12 protein-coding genes are annotated in these 12498 nt (G+C 64.4%); 10 read left to right on the forward strand and 2 right to left on the reverse strand.

Annotation, left to right across the window (positions count from 1 at the left end):
• The first annotated feature begins 204 nt into the window (after window positions 1–204).
• From LOY42_RS23380 to lnt, 8 genes are all read left to right on the forward strand, one after another.
• Entirely contained in the window at window positions 205–1002 is a 798-nt protein-coding gene (locus tag LOY42_RS23380) for a hydroxymethylpyrimidine/phosphomethylpyrimidine kinase (RefSeq protein WP_102684169.1), read from the forward strand.
• Between the two features lie 14 nt (window positions 1003–1016).
• Window positions 1017–1640, forward strand: a complete 624-nt coding sequence (gene thiE, locus LOY42_RS23385) for a thiamine phosphate synthase (RefSeq protein WP_139668310.1) — start codon at window positions 1017–1019, stop codon at window positions 1638–1640.
• Window positions 1641–1657: 17 nt separating this feature from the next.
• Window positions 1658–2941 carry a glutamate-1-semialdehyde 2,1-aminomutase gene (gene hemL, locus LOY42_RS23390; RefSeq protein WP_139668308.1) on the forward strand — a complete coding sequence of 428 codons (1284 nt, stop codon included), beginning with the start codon at window positions 1658–1660 and terminating at the stop codon, window positions 2939–2941.
• 199 nt (window positions 2942–3140) lie between these two features.
• The gene (locus LOY42_RS23395) at window positions 3141–3686 is read left to right on the forward strand and encodes a tetratricopeptide repeat protein (protein ID WP_139668306.1); all 546 of its coding nucleotides are present in this window, start codon (window positions 3141–3143) and stop codon (window positions 3684–3686) included.
• A gap of 180 nt (window positions 3687–3866) precedes the next feature.
• The gene (locus LOY42_RS23400) at window positions 3867–4865 is read left to right on the forward strand and encodes a PhoH family protein (RefSeq protein WP_139668302.1); all 999 of its coding nucleotides are present in this window, start codon (window positions 3867–3869) and stop codon (window positions 4863–4865) included.
• Window positions 4858–5331, forward strand: a complete 474-nt coding sequence (gene ybeY / locus LOY42_RS23405; protein WP_023630353.1) for an rRNA maturation RNase YbeY — start codon at window positions 4858–4860, stop codon at window positions 5329–5331. Before LOY42_RS23400 ends, ybeY begins: the two co-directional genes overlap by 8 nt.
• Before the next feature lie 26 nt (window positions 5332–5357).
• A complete protein-coding gene (locus LOY42_RS23410) occupies window positions 5358–6197 on the forward strand; it encodes an HlyC/CorC family transporter (RefSeq protein WP_023630352.1) in 840 nt (279 codons plus the stop codon).
• An 8-nt stretch (window positions 6198–6205) separates the two neighbouring features.
• Complete coding sequence (lnt, locus tag LOY42_RS23415) at window positions 6206–7723, forward strand: apolipoprotein N-acyltransferase (protein WP_139668300.1); 1518 nt, start codon at window positions 6206–6208, stop codon at window positions 7721–7723.
• Between the two features lie 32 nt (window positions 7724–7755).
• Here the strand turns inward: lnt and LOY42_RS23420 are convergent, their stop codons facing one another.
• Together LOY42_RS23420 and LOY42_RS23425 are read right to left on the reverse strand one after the other, a co-directional pair.
• The gene (locus tag LOY42_RS23420) at window positions 7756–8517 is read right to left on the reverse strand and encodes a YdcF family protein (protein WP_258599481.1); all 762 of its coding nucleotides are present in this window, start codon (window positions 8515–8517) and stop codon (window positions 7756–7758) included.
• 123 nt (window positions 8518–8640) lie between these two features.
• Window positions 8641–8955 carry a hypothetical protein gene (locus LOY42_RS23425; protein ID WP_139668296.1) on the reverse strand — a complete coding sequence of 105 codons (315 nt, stop codon included), beginning with the start codon at window positions 8953–8955 and terminating at the stop codon, window positions 8641–8643.
• Between the two features lie 237 nt (window positions 8956–9192).
• Here LOY42_RS23425 and leuS point away from each other — a divergent pair, with 237 nt between their 5' ends.
• Both leuS and lptE read left to right on the forward strand, forming a co-directional pair.
• Window positions 9193–11799, forward strand: a complete 2607-nt coding sequence (gene leuS, locus LOY42_RS23430; protein WP_258599484.1) for a leucine--tRNA ligase — start codon at window positions 9193–9195, stop codon at window positions 11797–11799.
• A 62-nt stretch (window positions 11800–11861) separates the two neighbouring features.
• Complete coding sequence (lptE, locus tag LOY42_RS23435; protein WP_258599486.1) at window positions 11862–12467, forward strand: LPS assembly lipoprotein LptE; 606 nt, start codon at window positions 11862–11864, stop codon at window positions 12465–12467.
• Window positions 12468–12498: the final 31 nt, after the last annotated feature.

Genomic DNA, 12498 nt, shown 5'->3' on the forward strand with positions numbered 1-12498 from the left:
TGATCCGGCAGAACCCGTTCATCGAGTTATCCGAGCACTCTAGCATAGCCTCCAGCACTGCTCAGCAGCTACTTTGAATTTCAATACAGAGGCTCTAGGACGCACGTTTCAGAACACCAAACAAACCCAACCTGACCACTTGATCAGCAATTCTCTCGCCGCGACCGAACCGCACAAAAAGGTTTGGTGATAAGCTCGCCGACCATGAATACCTACAGCTCCCGCCCCGTTGTCCTCTGTCTCTCCGGCCACGACCCCAGTGGTGGCGCCGGGCTGCAGGCAGATATCGAAGCCCTGATCGCCCAGGGTTGTCACGCCGCACCCGCCGTGACCGCCCTGACCGTGCAGGATACCGTCAACGTTTCCGACTTCCGCGTGCTTGACCGCGAGTGGGTGCTGGCCCAGGCCAACGCCGTGCTGGCCGACTCCCCGGTAGCCGCGGTGAAGCTGGGCATGCTCGGCTCGATCGAGATGGTCGACACCGTCGCCGAACTGCTGTCCGCCCACCCGCACCTGCCTCTGGTCTGCGACCCCGTTCTGCGCGCCGGTGGCGGTGGCCGCCTGGGCAAGGACGAGGTCGGCTACGCGCTGCGCGAACGCCTGCTGCCGCTGGCCACCATCGCCACGCCGAACCTGCCGGAAGCACGCATTCTGGCGGAACTGCCCGAAGGCACCGCGGACGAGTGCGCCGAGAAATTGCTGCCGTTCTGTAGGCACCTTTTGATTACCGGCGGTCACGGCGACGAGGTGGAAATCCACAACCGCCTGTATAGCCGCGACGGTCAGCAGCACACCTGGACCTGCCAACGCCTGCCGGGGAGCTACCACGGCTCGGGCTGCACCCTGGCCAGCGCCCTTGCCGGCCGCCTGGCTCTGGGCGAAGCATTGACCAGCGCCGTGCGCAGCGCCTTGGACTACACCTGGCGCACCCTGCGCGACGCAGAACAGCTGGGCAAGGGCCAGTACGTGCCGCGCCGCCTGCCCCTGGATTTCTGTTCCTGACACGAGGCCATCCGATGAAGCTCCGCGGTCTGTACGCGATCACCGACAGCCAGCTGCTGGCCGGCCGTTTCCTCTCCCACGTTGAAGCGGCGCTGGAAGGTGGCGTTCGCCTGTTGCAATACCGCGACAAGAGCGACGATACCGCCCACAGACTGCGCGAGGCAGAAGCGCTGAAGACGCTGTGTGAGCGTTACGGCACCGAGCTGATCATCAACGACGACGCCGAACTGGCGGCCCGCCTGGGCGTTGGCGTGCACCTCGGCCAGACCGATGGCCCGCTCACACCGGCCCGCGCCTTGCTCGGCCGCAAGGCGATCATCGGTTCGACCTGCCACGCCAGCCTGGACCTCGCGCGGCAGGCCGCCAGCGAAGGCGCCAGCTATGTCGCCTTCGGCCGCTTCTTCAATTCCGTCACCAAACCGGGCGCGCCCGCCGCCAGCGTCGAACTGCTGGAGCAGGCCCGCGCCCAGGTCAAGCTGCCGATCGCGGTGATCGGCGGCATCACCCTCGACAACGCCGCCCCGCTGGTCGCCCATGGCGCCGACTTGCTGGCGGTTATCCACGGCCTGTTCGGTGCCGACAGCGCGCAGGAAGTCACCCGCCGCGCCCGCGCCTTCAACGCCCTGTTCGCTTGCTGATTTCGAGAGAAGATCCCATGTCCCGTTCCGAAGCCCTGTTCGCCCAAGCCCAGAAACACATCCCCGGTGGCGTCAACTCGCCGGTTCGCGCTTTCAAGAGCGTCGGTGGCACTCCGCTGTTCTTCAAGCACGCCGAAGGCGCCTACGTCATCGATGAAGACGACAAGCGCTACGTCGACTATGTCGGTTCCTGGGGCCCGATGATCCTCGGCCACGCCCACCCAGAGGTCCTGGATTCGGTGCGCAAGCAGTTGGAACACGGTTTGTCCTATGGCGCGCCGACTGCCATGGAAACCCAGATGGCCGACCTGGTGTGCTCGATCGTGCCGTCGATGGAAATGGTGCGCATGGTCAGCTCCGGCACCGAAGCAACCATGAGCGCCATCCGCCTGGCCCGTGGCTACACCGGCCGTGACGCCATCATCAAGTTCGAAGGCTGCTACCACGGTCACTCCGACAGCCTGCTGGTCAAGGCCGGCTCCGGCCTGCTGACCCAGGGCGTGCCAAGCTCGGCTGGGGTACCGGCGGACTTCGCCAAGCACACCCTGACCCTGCCGTTCAACGACATCGCCGCCGTCGAGAAGACCCTGGCCGACGTCGGCCAGAGCGTGGCCTGCATCATCGTCGAGCCGGTGGCCGGCAACATGAACTGCGTGCCGCCGGCGCCGGGCTTCCTCGAAGGCCTGCGCGCATTGTGCGACCAGCACGGCGTGGTACTGATCTTCGACGAGGTGATGACCGGCTTCCGCGTTTCTCTCGGCGGTGCCCAAGGCCACTACGGCATCACCCCCGACCTGTCGACCTTCGGCAAGATCGTCGGCGGTGGCATGCCGGTCGGCTGCTTCGGCGGCAAGCGCGAAATCATGGGTTGCATCGCCCCGCTGGGCCCGGTCTACCAGGCCGGCACCCTGTCGGGCAATCCGCTGGCCATGGCCGCCGGCCTGACCACCCTGAAGCTGATCAGCCGCCCGGGCTTCCATGACGAACTGAGTGCCTTCACCAGCCGCATGCTCGATGGCCTGCAACAGCGTGCCGATGCGGCGGGTATCCCGTTCGTCACCACTCAGGCGGGCGCCATGTTCGGCCTGTACTTCAGCGGCGCCGACGATATCGTCACTTTCGACGACGTGATGGCCAGCGATGCCGAACGCTTCAAGCGTTTCTTCCACCTGATGCTCGAAGGCGGCGTGTACCTGGCGCCAAGCGCCTTCGAAGCGGGTTTCACCTCCATCGCCCATGGCGACAAGGAACTGCAGATCACCCTGGATGCGGCCGAGCGGGCGTTTGCCAAACTGAAGTAAGGGTGTTCCTGTCTCGGCCTGATCGCGGGCTTGCCCCACGATCAGGCCGGACCAAGCAAGCCTGTGAACCCCATCACAGCCCGCCACGTCCAATCCGTCTGTAGAAATTCGCGTAAATCTTTGTAAGGTAGGCGCTGCTTATCCCATAATGTGCCACCAGAGACATTGGCCGTAGCTTTGCAGAGGTAAGTCGATCCCCATGAACCGCACCGGCCGCGCCCTTACCCTGGGCTGCCTGTTGCTTCTTCAGCCCCTGCTGGCCTTGGCGGAGGGCGGTAATTCGTTGCTGATTCCAGCGACGGGCCGCTGCGCCCTCGATACCGCGCCCGAAGACCTGCAGAATGCCCTGAAGGCGTGCGAGCAGACCGCGCAGTCAGGGGATGCCGAAGCGCAGTACGAGCTGGGCGAGTTCTACTACAGCGGCACGCCGCGCCAACTCGACAACGCGCTCAAGTGGTTCGAGAAAGCCTCGCTGCAAGGCCAGGCGCAGGCACAATATCGTCTCGGCTCGATGTTCTTCCACGGTGAAGGGGTCAAGGCCAACAACGTGCAAGCCTACATCCTGCTCAAGATCGCCGCGGTCAACGGTGCCGAAGACGCCCTGGACATGGCCGACGAAGTCACCGAGCAGATGCCCCGCGACGAGCTCGAGCACGCTACCCAGGTACTCGGCCAGATCTTCCGCAAATACCTGCTGGAACTGCAGAACGCCGAAGGGCGCACACCTTTCTCTCCTCTTCCCTGAACCGTTGCCCGGCCCGGCGCTGGCCCCGGCATCATCGATTCGTCAACTTGCCCTGCCATGCTTTGACGCACGGATCGGACGCTGCCCAGCGACCCTTGATCGTTTCAGTGCTTTCGCCACTGCCACTCAAGGGTTATTCTTGAGTTCACATTCATTGCCGTCGAGCGGCTAAAAACGACCTTGAACGCACCCATACAACCCCATCGCTTTATCCTCGAGCCCTTCGAGGCCCATCGCTTCGCCAACCTGTGCGGCCAGTTCGACGAGCACCTGCGCCTGATCGAACAACGCCTGGCCATCGAGATCCGCAACCGCGGCAATCAGTTCGAACTGATCGGCGAGCCCAAGACCACCTCCGCCGCCGAGCAACTGCTGCGCCGCCTCTATCGCGAAGCCAAGGCGAACGAGCTGTCACCGGAAACGGTGCACCTCTATCTCCAGGAGTCGACGATCGAGAACATCGAGAATCCGGCCGTCAACGAAGTCAGCGTCTCGCTGCGCACGCGCAAGGGCAATATCCGCCCGCGCGGCGTCAACCAGCAGCGCTACGTCAAGGAAATCCTGGCCAACGACATCAACTTCGGCATCGGCCCGGCCGGTACCGGCAAGACGTACCTGGCCGTGGCCTGCGCGGTCGATGCGCTGGAGCGTGAACAGGTGCGCCGCATCCTGCTGGTGCGCCCGGCGGTCGAGGCCGGCGAAAAGCTCGGCTTCCTGCCCGGCGACCTGGCCCAGAAGATCGACCCGTACCTGCGCCCGCTCTACGACGCGCTCTACGAGATGCTTGGCTTCGAGCACGTGGCCAAGCTGATCGAGCGCCAGGTGATCGAGATCGCGCCGCTGGCCTACATGCGCGGCCGCACCCTGAACAACAGCTTCATCATCCTCGACGAGAGTCAGAACACCACGCTCGAACAGATGAAGATGTTCCTCACCCGCATCGGCTTCGGCTCGACCGCGGTGATCACCGGTGACATCACCCAGGTCGACCTGCCCCGCGGCACCAAGTCGGGCCTGGCCCATGTGATCGAGGTGCTCAAGGACGTGCCAGGCATCAGCTTCACCCATTTCCAGCCCAAGGACGTGGTACGCCACCCGTTGGTGCAGCGTATCGTCGAAGCCTACGACCGCTTCGAAGCCCGTCAGTCCAAGCCCGAGGCACCCGGCAAAGATGCTTGAACTCGACCTGCAACGGGCCACGGACGCCGCTGCCCCCGATGACGCCGCCTTCCGCCGTTGGTGCGAACTTGCCCTGCGCCAGCGCAGCGCCGACTCGGAAATGACCATCCGCCTGGTCGACGCCGCCGAAGGTCGCGAGCTGAACCACACCTACCGGCACAAGGACTACGCCACCAACGTGCTGTCCTTCCCCGCCGACGTCCCCGACGAGCTGCTCGACATCCCGCTGCTGGGCGACCTGGTGATCTGCGTGCCGGTGGTCGAGCGCGAGGCCGCCGAACAGGGCAAGTCCCTGGAGGCGCACTGGGCGCACCTGGTCATCCACGGCTGCCTGCACCTGCTCGGCTACGACCACATCGAAGACGATGAAGCCGAGGAAATGGAAGCGCTGGAACGGCAATTGCTGGCGGAACTGGGTCACCCGGACCCTTACGCCGACGACGAAACCGAAACAATCACACACTGATACTGCAAGGATCACGAGTAACCGCCATGAGCGAAGACCGATCGAGCAACGGGCAGAAGTCCTGGTTGGGTAAGCTGACCCAGGCTTTTGCCCATGAGCCGAAAAACCGCCAGGAGCTCCTTGAGCTGCTGCGCGAAGCCCATCAGAACAAACTGCTCGACAGCGAAGCGCTGACCATCGTCGAAGGCGCCATCCAGGTCGCCGACCTGCAGGTACGCGACATCATGGTGCCGCGTTCGCAGATGATCAGCATCAAGGCCAACCAGTCGCCCCGCGAGTTCCTGCCGGCAGTGATCGATGCCGCGCACTCGCGCTACCCGGTGATCGGCGAGAGCCACGACGATGTGCTCGGCATTCTGCTCGCCAAGGACCTGCTGCCGCTGATCCTCAAGGAGAATGGCGACAGCTTCAACATCAAGGACCTGCTGCGCCCGGCCACCTTCGTGCCCGAGTCCAAGCGCCTGAACGTGCTGCTGCGCGAGTTCCGCGCCAACCACAACCACATGGCCATCGTCATCGACGAATACGGCGGCGTGGCGGGGCTGGTGACCATCGAGGACGTGCTCGAGCAGATCGTCGGCGATATCGAGGACGAGCATGACGTCGAGGAAGACAGCTACATCAAGCCGCTGCCCAGCGGCGACTTCCTGGTCAAGGCACTGACCCCGATCGAGAACTTCAACGAGTTCTTCGACAGCGAATTCTCCGATGACGAGTTCGACACGGTCGGCGGCCTGGTGATGAGTGCGTTCGGCCATTTGCCCAAACGTAACGAAACCACCGAGATCGGCGGCTACCGCTTCCGCATTCTCAATGCCGACAGCCGCCGGATACACTTGCTACGCCTGACACCGATCAACCGTTAAGGACGAACATGCGCTGGATCACCCGCCCCGGCTGGCCCGGTAACCTGCTGGCCATGGCGGCCGGCGCCTCCACCCTGCTGGCCCTGGCCCCCTTCGACATCTGGCCGCTGGCCCTGCTGTCCCTCGCGCTGTTCTATGCCGGGCTGCGCGAGCTGAGCCCGCGACAAGCCCTGGGCCGGGGCTGGTGCTTCGGCTTCGGCCTCTACGGCGCCGGCACCTGGTGGATCTACGTCAGCATGAACACCTACGGCGGCGCCTCGCCGCTGCTGGCGATCCTGCTGCTGCTGGCATTCTTCGCCTGTCTGGCCTTCTTCTTCGCCCTGCCCGCCTGGCTTTGGGCACGCTGGTTGCGCCGCGACGAGGCGCCGCTGGCAGACGCCTTGTGCTTTGCCGCTCTGTGGTTGCTGCAGGAGGCCTTCCGGGGCTGGTTCCTCACCGGTTTCCCTTGGCTCTATGCAGGTTACAGCCAGCTCGATGGCCCACTGGCGGGCCTGGCGCCGTTGGGCGGCGTGTGGCTGATCTCGTTCGCCCTGGCGTTGACTGCCGCCTTGCTGTGCAACCTCCATCGCCTGCGCGAGCGCCGTTCGTTCCTGGCTGTTGGTGCGGTGTTGCTGGCGGCGCCGTGGATCATCGGCCTGGCCTTGAAGGATCACGCCTGGACCAAGCCGGCAGGTGATCCGCTGAAGGTGGCAGCCCTGCAAGGCAACGTCGAGCAGGACCTGAAGTGGGACCCTGCGCACGTCAATGCCCAACTGGCGCTGTACCGCGACATGAGCTTCAGCTCGAAACCCGTCGACCTGCTGATCTGGCCGGAAACCGCCGTGCCGGTGCTCAAGGACCAGGCCCAGGGCTACATCGACATGATGGGTACCTTCGCCGCCGAACGGCATTCGGCGCTGATCACCGGGGTCCCAGTGCGGCAGATGGTCCACCACCAGCGCCGCTACTTCAACGGCATCACCGTGACCGGCGAGGGCGACGGCACCTACCTCAAGCAGAAGCTGGTGCCCTTCGGTGAATACGTTCCATTGCAGGACATGCTGCGCGGCCTGATCGAGTTCTTCAATTTGCCGATGTCGGATTTCGCCCGTGGTCCCGAGGACCAGCCATTGCTGCAGGCCAAGGGTTACCAGATCGCTCCGTACATTTGCTACGAAGTGGTCTATCCCGAATTCGCCGCAAGCCTGGCCGCACGCAGCGACCTGCTGCTGACCATCAGCAACGACACCTGGTTCGGCACCTCGATCGGCCCCTTGCAACACCTGCAGATGGCCCAGATGCGTGCGCTGGAGGCGGGCCGCTGGATGATCCGCGCCACCAACAACGGCGTGACCGCACTGATAGACCCGTTCGGCAGGATCACCGCGCAGGTCCCGCAGTTCCAGCGGGCCGTGCTGTACGGCGAGGTGGTGCCGATGCAGCAACTGACGCCGTACCTGCAATGGCGCTCGTGGCCGCTGGCGATCGTCTGCGTGCTGCTGCTGGGCTGGGCCTTGCTGGCCGGGCGCATTGCGCGAACCGTCTGAAGCATCCCTTGGGCCGCGTAGCGGCCCAAGTCTTAGTAGAACAGGCGATACCCCACTAACCCTGCCGCCTCGTTCAGCAACTGTCCGCTCTGCCACATTGCCCGGTTTTCCGGCAGCAATCCCGCGAACGGCCGCGCATGATTCCGCCCCAGGAATCCCACCGGCGCCGGCACCACTTCGAACCCGGCCCGCTCGAAACTCCAGCGCGAGCGCTGCATGTGCCAGGCCTGCGTCACCACCACCACCCGCTTGATACCCAGAGGCTGCAATACCTTGGCACTGAACTCGGCGTTTTCCCAGGTGGTGCGGCTGGCTTCCTCCTTCCAGGAAACCTTTACGCCAAAGTCCGCCTCCAGGCGGTCAGCCATCAGTTGGGCCTCACTGGGCGGCGTGCCATAGTGCAAGCCACCGCTGGTCAGCACCGGCAGCCCTGAGGCCTTGGCCAGTTGCGCGGCGTAGCGCATGCGCTCGAGGGCAACGTAGGTTGGCTGATCAAGGCCACCCCAGGCCGGATCGCCGCGCTCCCGTCCGGCGCCCAGGACCACGATGGCGTCGGCCCTGGATGCCAGGCCTGCCCACCCCTCGAGGGCCAACGCAGGTTCTGTTTCAAGGGTTCGGGCAACTTGCTCGACCGTCAGTGGCAAGCTCATCAGCCACAAGCCACCCAGCCCCAGGGTGAAACAGGCCGCGGCCAGGCGCGGACGGCGCCGGCGCCACCACCAGGCGGCCAGCAGCAACAGGAACAGGACGCCAGGCGGCATCAACCATTGTTTGATGAAAAAGCGGATCGGCATCACACACCTCCATGGAAGGCGTGCAGCCTAAGAGGATCGGCACCGGGCCTCAAGGGCAACCGGCGCCGATCGATGCGTGCATTGCGAAAACCGGCGCGTCGCCGCGCCTGCAACCCTGAACGGCTATCGGGACGGAAATGTCCTGGAGCTGGCTGGGGCGCCGGGGCGCCTGCGGTCCTTGAGCCAGACAATCCTGGCCGAGGACGGCTCCGGTTGCGGGTAGGCACCGGCACTGGCAAATCGGCCCTCCGGGAGGGATTCCAGGTAGGCTTTGATCACCTCGAACTCGGCATGGCTCAGGCCACGCAACTCCAGTTCGGCAGGCATCTCGTCGCGCAATCGCACGGAGGTTCTGGCCACTTCCAGTGCCAGGCCCAAACGGTCGATCAGGCGCTCGTAAAGCTCCGGTTTGCTTGCGGTTAGTTGCGACTCTCCCATCCGTTCACCTCATTGAAGGTAAGAATATCTCCCCCCACAGATGAGCTTAGCGTCACTCGTAAAAGCGGCCGGGCGCCGCGACCAACGGCCCGCGCGGCGGGCGATGCAATCAGGGTTTCCCACGATGCGCGGCGCTCATGTATGCTACGGCGTTCACTCTTGCAGATCCCGGAGTGCCGGACGCAGCGAGGTCGAGCTGCCTGGAACATGTCTCTTATCTCTCAATACAAAGTAGCCATGCACGAACAATACACGCCCCGTGATGTAGAAGCCGCCGCCCAGAATGCCTGGGACGAGCAACAATCGTTTGCTGTCACCGAACAGCCAGGCAAAGACACCTACTATTGCCTATCGATGTTCCCGTACCCGAGCGGCAAGCTACACATGGGCCACGTGCGCAACTACACCATCGGTGACGTGATCGCCCGCTACCAGCGCATGCTGGGCAAGAACGTCCTGCAACCGATGGGCTGGGACGCCTTCGGCATGCCGGCGGAAAACGCCGCGATGAAGAACAACGTCGCCCCGGCCAAGTGGACCTACGAGAACATCGACTACATGAAGACCCAGCTCAAGAGCCTGGGTCTGGCCATCGACTGGTCGCGTGAAGTCACCACCTGCAAGCCGGACTACTACCGCTGGGAACAGTGGCTGTTCACCCGCCTGTTCGAGAAAGGCATCATCTACCGCAAGAACGGCACCGTGAACTGGGACCCGGCGGACCAGACCGTCCTGGCCAACGAGCAGGTCATCGATGGCCGTGGCTGGCGCTCGGGCGCGCTTATCGAAAAGCGCGAAATCCCGATGTACTACTTCCGCATCACCGACTACGCCGACGAGCTGCTGGAAAGCCTCGACGAGCTGCCGGGCTGGCCCGAGCAGGTCAAGACCATGCAGCGCAACTGGATCGGCAAGTCCCGCGGCATGGAAGTGCAGTTCCCCTATGACCAGGCGAGCATCGGTCATGAGGGCACCCTGAAAGTCTTCACCACCCGTCCGGACACCCTGATGGGCGCCACCTACGTTGCCGTCGCCGCCGAACACCCGCTGGCCACCCAGGCCGCCCAGGGCAACCCGGCGCTGCAGGCGTTCATCGACGAGTGCAAGAGCGGCAGCGTCGCCGAGGCCGACATGGCCACGCAGGAGAAGAAGGGCATGGCCACTTCCCTGTTCGTCGAGCACCCGCTGACCGGCGAGAAGCTGCCGGTATGGGTCGCCAACTACGTGCTGATGCACTATGGCGATGGCGCTGTCATGGCCGTGCCGGCGCACGACGAGCGCGACTTCGAGTTCGCCCACAAGTACAACCTGCCGGTCAAGGCGGTGGTGCGCACCAGCGTCGGCGACGAGGTCGGCAGCGAGTGGCTGGCCGCCTACGGCGAACATGGCCAGCTGATCAACTCCGGCGAGTTCGACGGCCTGGACTTCCAGGGCGCCTTCGATGCCATCGAGGCCGCGCTGATCCGCAAGGACCTCGGCAAGTCGCGCACCCAGTTCCGCCTGCGCGACTGGGGCATCAGCCGCCAGCGCTACTGGGGTTGCCCGATCCCGATCATCCACTGCCCGTCCTGCGGCGACGTGCCGGTGCCGGAAGACCAGCTGCCCGTCACCCTGCCGGAAAACGTGGTACCGGACGGGGCCGGTTCGCCCCTGGCGCGCATGCCCGAGTTCTACGAGTGCACCTGCCCGAAATGCGGCACCGCGGCCAAGCGCGAAACCGACACCATGGACACCTTCGTCGAGTCGTCCTGGTACTTCGCCCGCTACGCCTCGCCGAACTACGATAAAGGCCTGGTCGACCCTAAAGCCGCCAACCACTGGCTGCCTGTCGACCAGTACATCGGCGGCATCGAGCACGCCATCCTGCACCTGCTATATGCGCGCTTCTTCCACAAGCTGATGCGTGACGAAGGCCTGGTCACCTCCAACGAGCCGTTCAAGAACCTGCTGACCCAGGGCATGGTCGTCGCCGAAACCTACTACCGCGTCGCCAGCAACGGCGGCAAGGACTGGTTCAACCCGGCCGACGTCGAGATCGAGCGTGACGCCAAGGCCAAGATCATCGGCGCGCGCCTGAAGACCGATGGCCTGCCGGTGGAAATCGGCGGCACCGAGAAGATGTCGAAGTCGAAGAACAACGGCGTCGACCCGCAGTCGATGATCGAGCAGTACGGCGCCGACACCTGCCGCCTGTTCATGATGTTCGCCTCGCCACCCGACATGAGCCTGGAATGGTCCGACTCCGGCGTCGAAGGCGCCAGCCGCTTCCTGCGCCGCGTCTGGCGCCTGGCCCAGGCCCACGTGACCCAAGGCCTGCCGGGCACGCTGGACATCGCCGCCCTGAGCGACGAGCAGAAGGTCATCCGTCGCGCCATCCATGCCGCGATCAAGCAGGCCAGCACCGACGTGGGCCAGTACCACAAGTTCAACACCGCCATCGCCCAGGTGATGACCGTGATGAACGTACTGGAGAAGGCGCCACAGGCGACCGCCCAGGACCGCGCCCTGCTGCAGGAGGGCCTCGAGGCCGTGACCCTGCTGCTGGCACCGATCACCCCGCACATCTCCCATGAGCTGTGGAAGCAGCTGGGCCACGACCAGGCGGTGATCGATGCGAACTGGCCGATTGTCGATGAAGGCGCCCTGGTACAGGACACCGTGACCCTGGTGGTACAGGTCAACGGCAAGCTGCGTGGCCAGGTCGAGATGCCGGCCGCCGCCAGCCGCGAGGAAGTCGAGGCCGCCGCTCGCAACAACGAGAACGTCCTGCGCTTCACCGACGGCCTGACCATCCGCAAGGTCATCGTCGTTCCGGGCAAACTGGTCAACATCGTCGCCAACTGATGGCAACGCCCGCCTGCACACCCTGCAGGCGGGCGTAATCGGTCCACGAGGGAGCAACACACATGATCAAACGCAATCTGCTGGTAATGGGCCTGGCTGTGCTGCTCAGCGCCTGCGGTTTCCAGCTGCGCGGCACCGGCACTACCGAACTGACCATCAAGGAGCTGGACCTCAGCGCCCGCAACGCCTATGGCGAGACCGTCACCCAACTGCGCCGCACACTGCAGAACAGCGGCGTCAAAGTGTATAGCGGAGCTCCCTACAAGCTCGTGCTCACCAATGAGCAAGAGAGCCAGCGCGCCGCGACCTATACGGGCGGCAACCGCTCGGCTGAGTATGAGCTGACCACTGTGCTGAATTACGCTGTCGAGGGCCAGAACGACACAGTGTTGCTGGAAGACAAGCTGCAAGTGCAGAAGTACTACGTCTACGATGGCAATAACATCAACGGCTCGGGCCAGGAAGCGGTCCAGGTCCGTCAGGAAATGCGCCGTGACCTGGTTCAGGGCATGATGGTCCGCCTGCAGCAACTGACCCCGGCACGCCTGCAAGACCTGCAGCACAAGGCTGACGAGCGCGCCAAGGCTGAAGCCCGTGCCCTCCAGGAAGCCCAGCGCATCCAGGACGAGACGCCCCAGCAGTCGCCGCTGGAAGTCCCGGCTCCCTGAGCCTGAACGGGGCACCTGAGGTGCCCCGCCC

Origin of the sequence: Pseudomonas sp. B21-023 (assembly GCF_024749165.1) — a bacterium.
Classification (GTDB): domain Bacteria; phylum Pseudomonadota; class Gammaproteobacteria; order Pseudomonadales; family Pseudomonadaceae; genus Aquipseudomonas.